Here is a 15399-nt window from a genome sequence, read left to right as displayed (position 1 = left end):
TTCAGTGCCAGCAGTTTACACGCGGGCGCAGGGCGGCAAAAGGGGAAAAGGTCAGGCGTCGTCGACCGGCGTATTCGGCTGTTTGCGCACGAATTGGCGGAACAGTTCGCGGCTCTTCAACGGCTTGCCGCCGAGGTAAGGCTTCAGCGCCATGCGGGTGAAGCGCTTGGCGGCGCGCAGCGTCTCGGCATCGGGAAACTGCCGTTCCGCCAGCGCGCGCAGTTCGCGCCCGGTGAAGCTGTAATGATCCACCACCAGGCTGGCGATAAAGCCTTTCTCTTCGCGGTAGCGGTAGGTCATGGCGTCATCCACCGGCAGGCCGCTGCCGGCGCAGTGCAGAAAATCGAGGCCGTAGCCGAGATGATGCAACAAAGCCAGCTCGAACTGGCGCAGCGCCTGTTCCGGCGAACTGTCTTCCGCCGCCAGCGCCTGCAGGCATTGCAAGTAGTCGAAGAACAGCACCGAGTAGTTGGTTTCCTGCTCCAGCACGCGCGCCAGCAGTTCGTTCACGTACAGGCCGCTGTAAAGCATCATGCCGCTGAGGGGTAAACCGAGAGAGACCGCTTCGGCGTTGCGCAGCGTTTTCACTTCGCCACGGCCGCCCCAGCGCACTAACAGGGGGGTAAAGGGTTGCAGGCAACCCTTCAGATTGGAGCGGCGGCTGCGCGCGCCTTTTGCCAGCAAGCGCACCCTCCCATGACCTTCGGTAAACAGATCCAGCATCAGACTGGTTTCACTGTACGGCCGCCCATGCAGGACGAAAGCGCGCTCCCAGCCGTCCACGGATCGTTACTTCAGATCGTCAACATAGCCCAGGCTGCGCAGCGCACGTTCGTCGTCCGCCCAACCGGATTTCACTTTCACCCACAGCTCGAGATGCACTTTGGCGTCGAACATCTGTTCCATGTCCTGGCGCGCTTCGATGCCGATAGTTTTGATCTTGGCGCCCTTGTTGCCGATGACCATTTTCTTCTGGCCTTCGCGCTCAACCAGGATCAGGCCGTGCACATCGTAGCCGCCGCGATCGTTGGCCACGAACTGTTCGATTTCTACCGTCACCGAGTACGGCAGCTCTTCGCCCAGGAAACGCATCAACTTCTCGCGGATGATCTCAGACGCCATAAAGCGCTGGGAACGATCGGTGATGTAATCTTCCGGGAAGTGGTGTTCCGCTTCCGGCAGCAGCTTGCGCACGATGCCGGCGATGGTGTCGACGTTCATCCCTTTCTCGGCGGAGATAGGCACCACGTCGAGGAAATTCATCTGCTGGCTGAGGAACGCGATATGCGGCAACAGCTTGGATTTGTCGGTAACGTTATCGACCTTGTTGATCGCCAGCAATACCGGGCAACGCAGGCTGCGCAGCTTGTTGACCACCATTTCGTCGTCGGCGGTCCAGTTGGTGCCTTCGACCACGAAGATCACCAGCTCAACGTCGCCGATTGAGCTGCTGGCCGCGCGGTTCATCAAACGGTTGATGGCGCGTTTTTCTTCGATGTGCAGCCCTGGGGTATCGACGTAGATCGCCTGATAGGCGCCATCGGTGTCGATGCCCATGATGCGGTGACGGGTCGTCTGCGGCTTACGCGACGTAATGGAAACCTTCTGCCCCAGCAGTTGGTTCAGCAACGTCGATTTGCCCACGTTCGGGCGGCCGACGATGGCGATAAACCCGCAGTGTTGTTTTACTTCGCTCATTCAAGCTCCAGCTTTTTCAGCGCTTGTTCCGCTGCCGCCTGCTCGGCTTTACGGCGGCTCGAGCCGGTGCCCACCACGGGCTCGCTCAAACCACTCACCTGGCAGTGGATGGTAAACTCCTGGTCGTGCGCTTCTCCGCGAACCTGCACCACCAAATAAGAAGGCAACGGCAGATGACGCCCCTGCAAAAATTCCTGCAAACGGGTTTTCGGGTCTTTCTGCTTATCGCCGGGGCTGATTTCGTCCAACCGGCTGCGATACCAGTCCAAAATCAGACGCTCGACGGTCTGGATGTCGCTGTCCAGGAACACGCCGCCGATCAATGCCTCCACCGTATCCGCCAGGATTGACTCGCGGCGGAACCCACCACTTTTCAATTCGCCCGGCCCAAGCCGTAGACATTCGCCCAGGTCAAACTCGCGCGCCATCTCCGCCAGCGTGTTGCCGCGCACCAGCGTGGCGCGCATGCGGCTCATGTCGCCCTCGTCTACGCGAGGAAAACGGTGATAGAGCGCATTGGCGATGACAAAGCTCAGAATCGAGTCACCCAGAAACTCAAGACGTTCATTGTGTTTACTGCTGGCGCTGCGGTGAGTCAAAGCCTGCAGTAAAAGCTCCTGCTGTTGAAAAGTGTAGCCCAGCTTCCGCTGCAGCCTGTTTATTACGATGGGGTTCATGAGTTACCAATAGATCAAGAATGCGTCAAAAACTTGCAGCACACGGAACAGGCCTGCTTCGCCGAAAGCCGATCCAAAGCTGTTTCGTTTGCAGTGGCTCCCAGCAGGAGCCAACTTTTATCGCTCGAGAAAGTATTCTACAACGAGTGGAAACATAATGCTGTGTTTATATCCCCTTAATCTTTCACGCCGCAGTAGGCTGCGGCGTGAAATTGACAGGGAATAAATCAGCGATTAATGAATGCCGCCGATCCGGCTGAAACGCACGCCGGTAGGCCACTCGCCTTCCTGTTTTTCAAAGCTCATCCAGATGGCCGTGGCTTTGCCCACCAGATTCTTCTCCGGCACAAAGCCCCAGTAACGGCTGTCCGCGCTGTTGTCACGGTTGTCGCCCATCATGAAGTAATGCCCGGCCGGCACCACCCACTCCGCCAACGGTTTGCCCGGCTGTTGATAGTAAGCGCCCACCCGATCCTGCGCGTCCGGCACGGTCAGGATGCGATGCGTAACGTTGCCGAGGCTTTCCTGGCGCTCACGCATGCGAATGCCGCCCGACGGCACGTTATCGTTCAGCGGGATCTGATAGAAGCCATTGCTGGCCTCGCCCATGCCGCTGCGGCTGAACAGCTGCACGAAGTCGCTCGGCTGCGCATCGGCGTAGGTCACGGCCAGCGCGGTATCGCAGGACTGCCCGCTGTTGCAGGACGGCTGCACCGTGACGCGCTTATTCACCGGATCGTAAGTAATACGGTCGCCCGGCAGGCCAATCACGCGCTTGATATAATCCAGCTTCGGATCCAGCGGATATTTAAATACCGCAATATCGCCACGCTTCGGATGGCCGGTTTCAATGAGCGTCGTCTGGGTAATCGGATCTTTAATGCCGTAGGCATATTTCTCCACCAGAATGAAATCGCCAATCAACAGCGTCGGCATCATTGATCCGGACGGGATCTGGAATGGTTCGTAAATAAACGAACGCACCACAAAGACCAGCAGCAACACCGGGAACACCGATGCGCCAGTCTCTACCCAACCAGGCTGCTTCGCCACTTTCGCCAGCGTTTTATCGTCGACGGCGCCCGCGGTCTGTTCGTTGACCGCCGCGATCTTCGCGCGGCGGGCCGGCGCCCATTTAAAGCGCTCGAAGCACCAGATGATCCCGGTGACCAGAGTGGCCAACGCCAGGACCAGGGCAAACATATTCGCCATGCAAACTCCCTCGTTTCGCGAACTCGTCGCGGTTACTTGCCGTCTTTACCGACGTGCAGAATGGCCAGGAACGCTTCCTGCGGCAGCTCGACGTTGCCGACCTGCTTCATGCGTTTCTTACCGTCTTTCTGTTTCTGCAGCAGCTTTTTCTTACGACTGACGTCACCGCCGTAGCATTTCGCCAGCACGTTTTTACGCAGCTGCTTCACGGTGGAGCGCGCGATGATATGCGTGCCGATCGCCGCCTGAATCGCGATGTCGAACTGCTGACGCGGGATCAGATCTTTCATCTTCTCCACCAGTTCACGGCCGCGGTACTGCGAGTTGTCGCGGTGGGTGATCAGCGCCAGCGCATCCACGCGCTCGTTGTTGATCAGCACGTCCACGCGCACCATGTCGGAGGCCTGGAAGCGCTTGAAGTTGTAATCCAGCGACGCATAACCGCGCGACGTGGACTTCAGGCGGTCGAAGAAGTCGAGCACCACTTCCGCCATCGGGATTTCATAAGTCAGCGCCACCTGGTTGCCGTGGTAGACCATGTTGGTCTGCACGCCGCGCTTCTCAACGCACAGGGTGATGACGTTGCCCAGGTATTCCTGCGGCATCAGCATGTGACATTCGGCGATCGGCTCGCGCAGTTCCTGGATGTTGTTCAGCGGCGGCAGCTTGGACGGGCTGTCGACGTAGATCACTTCTTTGCCGGTGGTTTCCACTTCGTAGACTACCGTCGGCGCGGTGGTGATCAGATCCAGATCGTATTCACGCTCCAGACGCTCCTGAATGATCTCCATGTGCAGCAGACCGAGGAAGCCGCAGCGGAAGCCGAAGCCCAACGCGGTGGAGCTTTCCGGCTCGTAGAACAGGGAAGCGTCGTTAAGGCTCAACTTGCCCAGCGCATCACGGAAAGATTCATAGTCGTCGGAGCTGATTGGGAACAGACCGGCGTACACCTGCGGCTTCACTTTCTTGAAGCCCGGCAGCGCTTTATCCGCCGGCTGACGCGCCTGCGTCAGGGTATCGCCCACCGGCGCGCCGAGGATGTCTTTGATCGCGCAGACCAGCCAACCCACTTCGCCGCAGTTCAGCACGTCGCGATCGACCTGCTTCGGCGTGAAGATGCCCAAACGATCGGCGTTATACACCTGACCGGTGCTCATGACCTTGATCTTGTCGCCCTTGCGCAGGGTGCCGTTCTTGACGCGCACCAGAGACACGACGCCCAGGTAGTTATCGAACCAGGAGTCGATGATCAGTGCCTGCAGCGGCGCATCCGGATCGCCCTGCGGCGGCGGGATGTCGCGCACCAGGCGCTCCAGCACGTCGGGCACGCCGACGCCGGTTTTGGCCGAGCAGCGCACGGCATCGGTGGCGTCGATGCCGACGATGTCTTCGATTTCCTGCGCGGCGCGATCCGGATCGGCGGCCGGCAGGTCGATTTTGTTCAACACCGGCACCACTTCCAGATCCATTTCGATCGCGGTGTAGCAGTTGGCCAGCGTCTGGGCTTCTACGCCCTGGCCGGCGTCCACCACCAGCAGCGCGCCTTCGCAGGCCGCCAGCGAGCGGGAAACTTCATAGGAGAAGTCAACGTGGCCGGGAGTGTCGATAAAGTTAAGCTGATAGGTCTGCCCATCCTGCGCTTTATAATCCAGCGTCACGCTCTGCGCCTTGATGGTGATGCCGCGCTCACGCTCCAGATCCATGGAATCGAGCACCTGCGCAGCCATTTCACGGTCGGTCAAGCCACCGCAGATTTGGATAATGCGGTCAGACAGCGTCGACTTACCGTGGTCAATATGGGCAATAATGGAGAAATTTCGTATATGCTTCATTATAAAAGTTTTTCTGCCTTGGTATTTCTGAATTACTCGCCTATAGAAACCCGCATGGACCTAAAGCGACAGTGAATGGGTGAGGCCGTCTTGCACCTGAATCGCTGCATTCTACATGCCACACCACTGAAAACCTAGCGATCGGTGCAGTGAAGGCATTCTATTATGCGCCGCTAAATGTTACAGGGCGCCCCGGCGGGTGAAAACAGATGTTAACGCGGACGATGCGGCCTGAACCCAAGGCTTGCCGGTGCTTCGTGGCCGTCAAACTCCGGCATTAATACATAACCGGCCACAGCGCAATAAACCCTCTCCGAAATTATAAAAAAAGAATATTTGGATCAACCTCTTAGAATTCCATTTTGCCCCACTTCCTTTAGGAAAAACCCCATATACGCCACCACCGTCCCTCGGATAGAAAGGGCATGAGCTCCGCGACAAAACATTATTCAGGGCACTACATCGGCAGCCCACCGGGGTTCACCAGCATATCTGCGTACGTTGATTGGAAGGTGCATTATGATCGATAAAGGGCAAATGCTGAGCCGGCACGATTTTTCAAAGGTCAACTGGGGCATACTGGCGGCGGCGGCGCTGCTGTTTAGTGTGGGGGCGGCGCTGTTGGTGCTGCCGCTGCTGAGCAGCATTGACGAGAGCCAGGTCATCACGCTGTTGCAGGCCGGCGCGGGCACGATTTTACTCGGCTGTACGCTGCTGGCGCTGCGGCATTACCTGCGTCCGGCGCTGACTTATCGTCTGTACGAGCACGGCGTGCGGGTCTTTGACAGCCACCATCACAAAGAGCGTTTCATCCCGTTTGAGAAGATCAGCGACATCTATCGCTTTCGCGGCGGCCAGGCTTTTGGCGGGCTGTTTGACGTTACGGCGTTCCGCGCCGGTGCGGATCAGCCCTGGTGCACGGTTTTCAGCAACGTCGCCCACTCGTGGCGATTGGCGGACGTAATCGTCGACCAACAGCTGCAGCAGCGCGGGCCGCTGGCGCTGAATGCGCTCTATCAGGGGGGGACGGTGTCGTTTCACACCATAGAGGGCGACGCGCGCTGGCTGTGGCAGTTGCTGCTCGGCAAGCGGCAAGGCACGCCGGCCGAAACGCTGCGGCTGAGCGCCACCCTGCTGACGACGGAACGGGGAAACGTGCCTATCGAACAGATCCGCACGTTGGAAAATCATCCGCAGCGCGGCATCCGCTTATTCGATGGCCAGGGAAATGTGCTGTTCGCGATTAACTACGATTCGCTGCTCAGCGCCGATCTGTTCATCGCGCTGTTGGAGCATATGATCCACAACCGCATCCCCGCCTATCACAACCCGGCGATGACGCGGCCATCGGTTTAAATCAGCGGGGAGTTTTCCGCCTGCATGCGCATCGCGGTAGGCGGCAACCCAATCTGCAGCACCACCGGCTGGTAATCGGCCTGCTCACCCAGACGTCGAGCCAAGCGGCGAGCCAGCATAAAGGCCGCACCACCGCCCAATACGGCGCCGACTGCCGCCGAGGCGTCGCTGCCGAAACAATATTGCAGCAATGTGCCGCCCAACATCATGCCCAGCAGCGGCGTCAGGTAAACCAGCATGGCGGAGCGCAGCAGGCTGCCTTCCGCGATGCCGACCTCGACGCGCTGCCCCGGTTCGAGCGGCTGATCGATATGTACCTGCAGCTGATGCTCGGTTTCCGGCACCAGCTCGTTCAGCGCACGCGCGCCACAGCCGGAGCGCGCGGTGCAGCTGCCGCAGCCGGCCTTGGGTTCACAGCGCAGCAGCGCTACGCCCTGTTGCCACGATACCACCGTGGCCCACTCTTTCATCATTACGGCGATACCTTGAAAGAAATGCTGTCGGCGATGCGCTTGGCCGTCGCCGGCGGCAATTCGCCCACAATCGTGATTTCGTTGCCCGCGCGCACTTCGGTCTGAATGGTGCGGCGCCCCTGACGGTAGTACTGCTGCCCGGCGCCGCTGCCCGCCGGGCTGACGTTGACCGAGAAGCTGAACAGACCGTCGCTGTAGAGCCGGGACTCCACCGGCACGGCGACGTTCGGCAATTTGCGGCGATTGCGCGCCACCTCGTCCACGCCGGCCGGCAGCCAGCCGGTGCTCCAGCTGAGCTGGACGTTTTCCACCGCCGGCAGCGACAGCAGCGGCGGCAAATTGGCTTTGAGCAGCCCCTGCATCGCGCCCTGCACGTCGGCGCCGACCGCGAAGGAGATCACCCGATATTGCTCCAGCGTTTCGCCGTCGCGATCGAGCAGATCCACCCGCAGCGGCAGCTTGGTGTCTTCGTCCATCCAAACGATGTAGCTGTAGCGGGAACCGTCGCGCGCCACCACGCGCAGCACTTCACACGGCCGATCGGCGATGCGGGTGCTGCCCACGGAGATGAAGTCGTAATACTTCGCCAGACGAGTGAAATCAGCATAGACGATCGCCGGCAGCGCATCGACGATGTGATCGCCGGTGAGCGTGAACGGTTCCAGACCGGGTTCGAAGTAGCTGATCCCGCCGCCGCGCTGCAACACTTCGCGGCGCGGGCCGTCCATATGCAGCAGCTGGCCGAGCGGCACGTTGCCGATCACCGCATGGCGATAGCGCAACGACTCGATTCCCTGCTTGCTGACGCTGATGTAGGCGAGCTCGTAATTGAGAGAACGGCTGGCGCTGCTCATCTGTTGCAATAACGCCCCGGACGCAGTTGGCTGCGCCGGGGCGATGCTGGAATAGAGCAGGCTGCCCGTCAATAAACAAACGGAGAACCAGATTTGCTTCATTACTGCTGTTGCATTCCTAAAGACTGAGTTCCGGGAACCTGAATGGCAGCCTGTTGCGGGTTGCCTTGCTCAAGCTGCAGCTGATCCGAATGCAGGCGACGTTGCAGTTCATAGTCCTGCAGCATGGCGTTGATACGCTTGCGCTGTTCCTGCACCTGCTGCTGTTGGCCGCTGCCGGTGGAGAAACTGTCGGCAGGTACGCCCAGGCTGACCGGCGAGGCCTGGCCCATGATCGGCAGCGTGGTGAAGGCCGGCGATTCGGACGCGTTCGATGTCGCAGAAGGCTGGTTGTACTGCTGCACGCCGACGATCACCGCCAGCGACACGCAGGCCGCCATGCCGATTTGCGTAATCTGGCTCGCCCAAGGACGCACTTTGTCCCAGAACGGCATTTTCTGCCAGGTGTGAGGCTGCGGCTGAGATTCCTGAACGGCGGAAGGCACCAGCCGGGCGGGTTCTTTCTCAAGTGCAGCGGCGACGCGATCGGCGATGTCGAGATGCATCACTTGCCCGACATCACCTCGCAGTGTGTCACGTATCAGGTGATAGCTCTGCCAGCTTTGTTGAAGCGTTCGATCTTGCGACAGAGAACTCAACAGCTCGCTGTCGAACGATTCACCATCCATCAGAGCGGAAAGCTTTTCTTTCTGCATGCCTAAGTACCCTTCCTGTGCCCGCCATTGCTAACGCTGGATCAGCGGTTGAACTTTATTATCGATAGCTTCCCGGGCGCGGAAAATACGCGAACGTACGGTTCCGACCGGGCAATCCATGATGGCGGCTATCTCTTCGTAGCTTAGACCATCCAACTCCCGCAGGGTAATCGCCATGCGAAGATCCTCAGGGAGCGACTCAATGGTACGGAAAACTATCTGTCTCAGCTCTTCTGACAACATTAAGTTCTCAGGGTTCGAAATTTCTTTCAGTGCGCCCGCACTTTCGTAATTTTCCGCATCGTTGGCGTCCACATCACTGGATGGCGGACGGCGCCCCTGAGCAACCAGATAATTCTTTGCCGTGTTCACGGCGATTCGATACAACCAGGTATAAAAAGCGCTGTCGCCACGGAACGATTCCAGTGCGCGATAGGCCTTGATAAACGACTCCTGCACCACATCGGGCACATCGCCCTGCGGCACATAGCGGGAAACGAGACTCGCCACCTTATGCTGATAGCGCACTACCAGTAGGTTAAACGACTTCTGGTCGCCCTTTTGGACCCGCTCGACCAGAACTTGATCCGTTAACTGCTCGCTCATCCGAGGTAAACTCTCCCCAAATCCGTCTCCACGCGTAAAATTGTACTGCCAGCCATACATTATTTTCCTGAGCAAGCACTCGCTTGGAGTTCATATAGAACACGAAGTTCCATATCGCCATTGTTTTTTCTGTTGATGTCACCCTATCCGTGGCTTTTGCCCGGACAGTTAGGCTAACATGAAATTCACTCTTCTTCTGCACACATCATACGTTATGCAACCATCATCTGAACATGTTAGCGATGTCCTGATCGTCGGCAGCGGCGCTGCGGGCCTGTCACTGGCGCTGCGCCTGGCGCAGCATTGCAAGGTTACCGTCCTCAGCAAGGGGCCGCTCAGCGAGGGCGCCACCTTTTACGCCCAGGGCGGGATCGCCGCGGTGTTCGATGAGACGGACAGCATTGCCTCACACGTTGATGACACTTTGATTGCTGGCGCCGGCCTGTGCGACAAAGAGGCCGTCGAATTCATCGCCGGCAACGCGCGCCACTGCGTGCAGTGGCTGATCGATCAGGGCGTGCTGTTCGACACCGAGGTCAACGCACAGGGCGAGGCGCATTATCACCTCACGCGCGAAGGCGGCCACAGCCATCGCCGCATCCTGCACGCCGCGGACGCTACCGGTAAGGAAGTAGAGACCACGCTGGTGGGGAAAGCAAGCGCTCACCCCAATATTTGCGTGATGGAACGCCGCAACGCGGTTGACCTTATCACCTCGAACAAAATCGGCCTGCCGGGCACCCGCCGAGTGGTGGGCGCTTACGTCTGGAACCGCGAGCTGGAACGGGTGGAAACCTACCGAGCCAAAACGGTGGTGCTGGCCACCGGCGGCGCGGCCAAGGTGTATCAATACACCACCAACCCGGACATCTCCTCCGGCGACGGCATCGCCATGGCCTGGCGCGCCGGCTGCCGGGTCGCCAACCTGGAATTCAACCAGTTCCACCCGACCTGCCTGTTCCATCCGCAGGCGCGCAACTTTCTGCTGACCGAAGCGCTGCGCGGCGAAGGGGCTTACCTGAAGCGCCCGGACGGCAGCCGCTTTATGCCGGATTTCGATCCGCGTGGCGAACTGGCCCCGCGCGATATCGTCGCCCGCGCCATCGACCATGAAATGAAGCGCCTGGGCGCCGACTGCATGTACCTGGACATCAGCCACAAGCCGGCGGAATTCATCACTCAGCACTTCCCGATGATCCACGAAAAGCTGCTGACGCTGGGCTTCGATCTGACCCGGCAACCGATCCCCATCGTTCCGGCGGCGCACTACACCTGCGGCGGCGTGATGGTCGATCAGCATGGCCGCACCGATCTCGACGGGCTGTACGCCATCGGCGAGGTCAGCTACACCGGCCTGCACGGCGCCAACCGCATGGCGTCGAATTCGCTGCTGGAGTGCCTGGTTTACGGTTGGTCGGCGGCGGAAGACATTCTGCAGCGCCTGCCGTTCATCCAGCAGGCCAAACAGGTGCCGCACTGGGATGAGAGCCGGGTGGATGATGCGGACGAACGGGTGGTGATCCAGCACAACTGGCACGAGCTGCGGCTGTTCATGTGGGATTACGTCGGCATCGTGCGCACCACCAAGCGGCTGGAGCGCGCCCTGCGCCGCATCAACACGCTGCAGGCGGAAATCGACGAGTACTACGCGCACTTCCGCATCTCCAACAACCTGCTGGAGCTGCGCAATCTGGTGCAGGTGGCCGAGCTTATCGTGCGCAGCGCCATGGCGCGCAAAGAGAGCCGCGGCCTGCACTACACGCTGGACTACCCGGATTTGCTGCCGGAAGCGCTGCCGACCATTTTGCAGCCTTAAACGAAGCGACAGGGCGCCTTATCGGCGCCCTTTTCCTTTCAGTAGAACAGATAGAAGTCGGCGATCAACCGGCGGAAATCGTCGGTATAGCCGCCGTCGGCCTGTTTGATCGCCAGCGCCTGCTCCCGCAGCGGCGTTTCCCGCCGGGTCAGCGCCAGCAGCATCCGGTGCCGCGGCGTATCGGCGCGATCGCTGACGTTCACTTTCGCCGCCGTGTGCCAGCCGCTTTGCTGCGCCAGGCGTTCGAATTCGGCGCCGATGTCGTGCGGCAGCACCACGCAAAACGTCCCCTGCGCGGCCAGCAGCTGCGCCGCGCAGGCCAACAGCGCGTCGTGCGTCAGGGTTTCGGTGTAGCGCGCGTTGTGGCGCGCCTGGTCGCGGCAGGCCACCGCCGGCTCGAAATACGGCGGATTGCTGACGATCAGATCATACTCAGCGGCATGCTGCTGCGCATAATGGTGAATATCCTGCGCATGCACGCGGATGCGCTGCGGCCACGGCGATTCCGCCGCGTTTTCGCGCGCCTGGCCGGCGGCGGCTTCATCCAGCTCCACCGCGTCGATGGTCACTTCGTCGCCGCTGCGCTGCGCCAGCATCAGCGCGATCAGCCCGCTGCCGCTGCCGATGTCCAGCACCCGGCGCGCCTGCCCCAGCGGCGCCCAGGCGCCGAGCAGCACCCCGTCGGTGCCCACTTTCATGGCGCAACGATCGTGGGCGACAAAGAATTGTTTAAAGGTAAAACCCCCGCGGCGCGGGGTAAAATCGGCTTTCGATCGCTTGCTCACACTCACCACCCGGCTATAAAACTGGCGTAGCATAAGGCAATCTGATCGGCGGGAAAAGAGCGGCTTTCCGCTTAAATAGGTGAAGATCGCGGCCAACCCGTCTATAATCGGCGCCCCAAGTAGAGGTAGACCATGACAGCAACCACTTTTTCCGAACTCGAACTCGATGATCGCCTGATCGACGCGCTGCGCGACAAAGGCTACGATCGCCCCACCGCCATTCAGGCCGCAGCGATCCCGCCGGCGATGGACGGGCGCGACGTCTTAGGTTCGGCTCCGACCGGCACCGGCAAAACCGCCGCCTTCCTGCTGCCCGTGTTGCAGCACCTGCTGGACTTTCCACGCAAGAAATCCGGCCCGCCGCGCGTGCTGATCCTGACGCCAACGCGCGAGCTGGCGATGCAGGTCGCCGACCAGGCGCGTGAATTGGCTGCTCATACCTCGCTGGATATCGCCACCATCACCGGCGGCGTCGCTTACATGAACCACGCGGAAGTGTTCAGCGAAAACCAGGACGTGGTGGTCGCCACCACCGGCCGCTTGCTGCAATACATTAAAGAAGAGAACTTCGACTGCCGCGCGGTGGAAACCCTGATCCTCGACGAAGCCGACCGCATGCTCGACATGGGCTTCGCGCAGGACATCGAAACCATCTCCGCCGAAACCCGCTGGCGCAACCAGACGCTGCTGTTCTCCGCCACGCTGGAAGGCGAAGCGATCCGCGAATTCGCCGAACGCATCCTGAAAGAGCCGGTGGAAGTGGAAGCCGATCCGTCGCGCCGCGAACGCAAGAAGATCCTGCAGTGGTACTACCGCGCCGATGACGTGCAGCACAAAACCGCGCTGCTGATCCACCTGCTGAAACAGCCGGACGTGCAGAAATCGGTGATTTTCGTGCGCAAGCGCGAGCGCGTGCATGAGCTGGCCACCTGGCTGCGCGAAGCGGGCATCAACACCTGCTATCTCGAAGGCGAGATGGTGCAGGCCAAACGCAACGAAGCGGTCAAACGCATGATGGATGGCCGGGTTAACGTGCTGGTGGCCACCGACGTTGCCGCGCGCGGCCTGGATATCCTCGATATCACCCACGTGTTCAACTTCGACATGCCGCGCACGGCGGATACCTACCTGCACCGCATCGGGCGTACCGGCCGTGCCGGGCGCAAAGGCACCGCCATTTCGCTGGTGGAAGCGCACGACCATCTGCTGCTGGGCAAAGTGGGCCGTTACCTGAACGAGCCGCTGAAAGCGCGCGTGATCGACGAACTGCGGCCGAAAACCAAGGTGCCGAACGAGAAGAGCAACGGCAAGCCATCGAAGAAAGTGCTGGCCAAACGCGCGGAAGATAAAGCGAAGAACAAAGAGAAGGCCAAGGTGAAAGTGCGCCATCGCGACGCCAAAAACGTCGGAAAACGCCGTCAGGCGAAGGCCAAACCGGCCGGCGACGCAGAATAACCACCGCTGCCTAAGAAAAAACCGCCTGTACAGGCGGTTTTTTTATGGGCGTTTACTGCTGCGCGTAATGCGTGGCCAGGCGGCGCCCCTGCAGCCATTTATCCAGCTCGCGGAACTGCGCCTTCAGCTCGTCATTCTGCAAATGCGCCGGCGTTTGCAAGAAATAAAACTGGAACGCATAACCCTGCTGATTGCGCGCCTGGGCATCGGCCCCGGCCTGCAACAGCAACAGCGCCAGATGCGGCGCGTTGATCTTCGCCGCCAGATGCAGCGGGGTATCCCCCAGCCGATCGCTCAGGGTGGTGTCCGCCCCGGCCGCCAGCAACAACCGCAGTTGCTCCTCGCGCCCGGCCAGCACCGCCGCCGCAAGCGGCGTGGCGCCGGTAACGGCATTGCGCACGTTCACCTGCGCCCCTTCAGCCAGCAGCAACCGCAGATACTGCACGTCTTGCAGTATCGCCGCGGTGTGCAGCGCGCTGTTGCCGTCCAGCCCCGCTACCGACGGGTCGGCCCCGAGATCCAGCAACGCCTGCACGCTGGCCGGCTGCTGCGAAAGCACCGCCCACTGCAACAGCGTGACCTGCCGATCGCCTCGTTCGCGCAAGCGATCCTGCGTAGCCTGCGCATGGATGCCCTGCGCATCGCCGCGCGCCACCGCCTGAGCCAGCGCCAAGTTGCCGCGGCCGTCAAACGGTGAAATCTCCTGCCCCATCTGTTGCTCCTTAGCCATCATCAGTAAACCGGTCACCGCGACCAGCGCCAGTAAGGCTATCGCCAGCGCTCGCCGCAAGCGACGCCCTTCAGGCATTGGCCTTCGCCTCCCACGGCTTTTGTTCCGCCATCGAGCTTATCACCTTGTCGATGCCGTGCGCCGTCAGGCTGCGATCCAGATGCTTGCTCGGCCGCCAGTCATCGATACCGGTCAGGGTATCGTTGTTGGCCAGGGTGATGTTGTGGCCAATGGCGTCCGGGATCAGCGAAGTCGACTCCTGGGTGCTGGTCAGCATGTCATATTGTTCGCTGTAACGACGGATGCCGCCGGCTTCGGCGTCTTTCTTCGCCGCCGCCGGATCGATACCCAGGCGATTCAGCGTGTAATCTGACACCCCGGCCGCATTGAAGGTGACCGCGACGGTGCCGGTCGCCAGCGCCGCCGTGGCCGCCAGACCGCCGCCGAGCGAATGACCGGCGATCACCAGCGCATCGCCGAAGGCCGCCTTGGCGCTTTTGGCGGCGGCAACCGCCTGATTGTACTGCACATCATCATAGCCCGTCGCTTGCCGCACGTTGCTCAGCCAGTCGCGCCAGTCGTTGGTGCCGGCAAACGCCAACACATACTGCTTGTCGTTGCTGTAAACCCCGGCCTGGAAACCGCTGCCTGCGTCGTGCAGGCTGGCGGGATCGATGCCGAAACCGAGCAGCGCGCTGTCGCTCAAGCGGTTGAACCCAGCGGCGCCCTGACCGTTCAGTGAATAAACGTCCTTGGCCAACAGCGCCAACGCATAATCACCCTCCTGCGATTGCTGCCCCCGGGTCACGCCCGGCGCTGCCGCCGCCGTCGGCGCCGCCGCGGAGATATCGCCGACCAGCGTATTCAACATGGCCTGCGCATTGAGCGAGTTCTGAGAGGGAGTGGCCACCGGCGCCGAATTTGCCGGCGCTGCCGCGGGCTGCGCCGCCGTCACCGTCTCGGCAACGGCGCGAGGTGTAGGGATCGCGGCCACCGGGGATACTGCAGAGGTAAAACTTAAAGGCATACTCATGCCGACTCCTTGTCGATAGACTTTTTATTGAGCACCTAAATAGGTGCTGATTTAGCTATCGGCAGGTCGGATGAGTTCTGTATTAGAAATGCTTATCTTTGTACAGAATGTGATCCG

At 60.5% G+C, this 15399-nt stretch carries 15 protein-coding genes; 3 read left to right on the top strand and 12 right to left on the bottom strand.

What is annotated here, in order from left to right; all coding sequences use genetic code 11:
* Positions 1-51: 51 nt before the first annotated feature.
* The 5 genes from recO to lepA all read right to left on the bottom strand — a co-directional run bounded on the left by recO (position 52) and on the right by lepA (position 5419).
* Complete coding sequence (recO, locus tag CRO23_RS05230) at positions 52-783, bottom strand: DNA repair protein RecO (RefSeq protein ID WP_004929165.1); 732 nt, start codon at positions 781-783, stop codon at positions 52-54.
* Between the two features lie 6 nt (positions 784-789).
* Entirely contained in the window at positions 790-1698 is a 909-nt protein-coding gene (gene era, locus CRO23_RS05225) for a GTPase Era (RefSeq protein WP_004929162.1), read from the bottom strand.
* Positions 1695-2375: a ribonuclease III gene (gene rnc / locus CRO23_RS05220; protein ID WP_004929158.1), complete on the bottom strand. Its 681-nt coding sequence runs from the start codon at positions 2373-2375 to the stop codon at positions 1695-1697. Before rnc ends, era begins: the two co-directional genes overlap by 4 nt.
* Positions 2376-2609: 234 nt before the next feature.
* Entirely contained in the window at positions 2610-3587 is a 978-nt protein-coding gene (lepB, locus tag CRO23_RS05215) for a signal peptidase I (RefSeq protein WP_016929791.1), read from the bottom strand.
* Positions 3588-3619: 32 nt separating this feature from the next.
* Complete coding sequence (gene lepA, locus CRO23_RS05210) at positions 3620-5419, bottom strand: translation elongation factor 4 (RefSeq protein ID WP_004929150.1); 1800 nt, start codon at positions 5417-5419, stop codon at positions 3620-3622.
* Positions 5420-5938: 519 nt separating this feature from the next.
* Between lepA and CRO23_RS05205 the strand changes: the two genes are divergently transcribed.
* Positions 5939-6775, top strand: coding sequence for a hypothetical protein (locus CRO23_RS05205; RefSeq protein ID WP_016929793.1), 837 nt, complete (start codon positions 5939-5941; stop codon positions 6773-6775).
* Here the strand turns inward: CRO23_RS05205 and rseC are convergent.
* Genes rseC through rpoE form a run of 4 tightly spaced genes read right to left on the bottom strand, consistent with a single transcriptional unit; the run spans position 6772 to position 9463 of the window.
* Positions 6772-7248 (bottom strand): SoxR-reducing system protein RseC, encoded by a 477-nt coding sequence (gene rseC, locus CRO23_RS05200; RefSeq protein WP_004929144.1) that lies wholly within the window; start codon positions 7246-7248, stop codon positions 6772-6774. The two genes, CRO23_RS05205 and rseC, sit on opposite strands and share 4 nt — an antisense overlap.
* Entirely contained in the window at positions 7248-8204 is a 957-nt protein-coding gene (rseB, locus tag CRO23_RS05195) for a sigma-E factor regulatory protein RseB (protein WP_016929794.1), read from the bottom strand. The genes rseC and rseB overlap by 1 nt, the downstream gene beginning before the upstream one ends.
* The gene (gene rseA / locus CRO23_RS05190; RefSeq protein WP_097101495.1) at positions 8204-8857 is read right to left on the bottom strand and encodes an anti-sigma-E factor RseA; all 654 of its coding nucleotides are present in this window, start codon (positions 8855-8857) and stop codon (positions 8204-8206) included. The genes rseB and rseA overlap by 1 nt, the downstream gene beginning before the upstream one ends.
* A 30-nt stretch (positions 8858-8887) precedes the next feature.
* Positions 8888-9463, bottom strand: a complete 576-nt coding sequence (gene rpoE, locus CRO23_RS05185; RefSeq protein WP_004929136.1) for an RNA polymerase sigma factor RpoE — start codon at positions 9461-9463, stop codon at positions 8888-8890.
* Positions 9464-9677: 214 nt separating this feature from the next.
* Here rpoE and nadB point away from each other — a divergent pair, with 214 nt between their 5' ends.
* Entirely contained in the window at positions 9678-11279 is a 1602-nt protein-coding gene (nadB, locus tag CRO23_RS05180) for an L-aspartate oxidase (protein WP_016929796.1), read from the top strand.
* Positions 11280-11317: 38 nt separating this feature from the next.
* Here nadB and trmN read toward each other — a convergent pair whose 3' ends face one another.
* The gene (trmN, locus tag CRO23_RS05175; RefSeq protein ID WP_016929797.1) at positions 11318-12097 is read right to left on the bottom strand and encodes a tRNA(1)(Val) (adenine(37)-N(6))-methyltransferase TrmN; all 780 of its coding nucleotides are present in this window, start codon (positions 12095-12097) and stop codon (positions 11318-11320) included.
* 99 nt (positions 12098-12196) lie between these two features.
* Between trmN and srmB the strand changes: the two genes are divergently transcribed.
* Entirely contained in the window at positions 12197-13519 is a 1323-nt protein-coding gene (gene srmB / locus CRO23_RS05170) for an ATP-dependent RNA helicase SrmB (RefSeq protein ID WP_016929798.1), read from the top strand.
* Between the two features lie 52 nt (positions 13520-13571).
* Here srmB and CRO23_RS05165 read toward each other — a convergent pair whose 3' ends face one another.
* Together CRO23_RS05165 and CRO23_RS05160 are read right to left on the bottom strand one after the other, a co-directional pair.
* Positions 13572-14327: an ankyrin repeat domain-containing protein gene (locus CRO23_RS05165; protein WP_097101493.1), complete on the bottom strand. Its 756-nt coding sequence runs from the start codon at positions 14325-14327 to the stop codon at positions 13572-13574.
* Positions 14320-15282 carry a DUF2974 domain-containing protein gene (locus tag CRO23_RS05160; RefSeq protein WP_079450452.1) on the bottom strand — a complete coding sequence of 321 codons (963 nt, stop codon included), beginning with the start codon at positions 15280-15282 and terminating at the stop codon, positions 14320-14322. The genes CRO23_RS05165 and CRO23_RS05160 overlap by 8 nt, the downstream gene beginning before the upstream one ends.
* Positions 15283-15399: the final 117 nt, after the last annotated feature.

Origin of the sequence: Serratia sp. JKS296, from assembly GCF_900215445.1 — a bacterium.
GTDB lineage: Bacteria > Pseudomonadota > Gammaproteobacteria > Enterobacterales > Enterobacteriaceae > Serratia > Serratia marcescens.
The sequence above is the reverse complement of the archived record's forward strand: the minus strand, read 5'-3'. Positions and strand labels throughout refer to the sequence as shown.

Excerpts from the sequence above, each read along its gene's own strand:
- era (WP_004929162.1), bottom strand. The coding sequence starts at position 1,698 with ATGAGCGAAGTAAAACAACACTGCGGGTTTATCGCCATCGTCGGCCGC.
- rnc (WP_004929158.1), bottom strand. The coding sequence starts at position 2,375 with ATGAACCCCATCGTAATAAACAGGCTGCAGCGGAAGCTGGGCTACACT.
- lepB (WP_016929791.1), bottom strand. The coding sequence starts at position 3,587 with ATGGCGAATATGTTTGCCCTGGTCCTGGCGTTGGCCACTCTGGTCACC.
- lepA (WP_004929150.1), bottom strand. The coding sequence starts at position 5,419 with ATGAAGCATATACGAAATTTCTCCATTATTGCCCATATTGACCACGGT.
- CRO23_RS05205 (WP_016929793.1), top strand. The coding sequence starts at position 5,939 with ATGATCGATAAAGGGCAAATGCTGAGCCGGCACGATTTTTCAAAGGTC.
- rseC (WP_004929144.1), bottom strand. The coding sequence starts at position 7,248 with ATGATGAAAGAGTGGGCCACGGTGGTATCGTGGCAACAGGGCGTAGCG.
- rseB (WP_016929794.1), bottom strand. The coding sequence starts at position 8,204 with ATGAAGCAAATCTGGTTCTCCGTTTGTTTATTGACGGGCAGCCTGCTC.
- rseA (WP_097101495.1), bottom strand. The coding sequence starts at position 8,857 with ATGCAGAAAGAAAAGCTTTCCGCTCTGATGGATGGTGAATCGTTCGAC.
- rpoE (WP_004929136.1), bottom strand. The coding sequence starts at position 9,463 with ATGAGCGAGCAGTTAACGGATCAAGTTCTGGTCGAGCGGGTCCAAAAG.
- nadB (WP_016929796.1), top strand. The coding sequence starts at position 9,678 with ATGCAACCATCATCTGAACATGTTAGCGATGTCCTGATCGTCGGCAGC.
- trmN (WP_016929797.1), bottom strand. The coding sequence starts at position 12,097 with ATGCTACGCCAGTTTTATAGCCGGGTGGTGAGTGTGAGCAAGCGATCG.
- srmB (WP_016929798.1), top strand. The coding sequence starts at position 12,197 with ATGACAGCAACCACTTTTTCCGAACTCGAACTCGATGATCGCCTGATC.
- CRO23_RS05165 (WP_097101493.1), bottom strand. The coding sequence starts at position 14,327 with ATGCCTGAAGGGCGTCGCTTGCGGCGAGCGCTGGCGATAGCCTTACTG.
- CRO23_RS05160 (WP_079450452.1), bottom strand. The coding sequence starts at position 15,282 with ATGAGTATGCCTTTAAGTTTTACCTCTGCAGTATCCCCGGTGGCCGCG.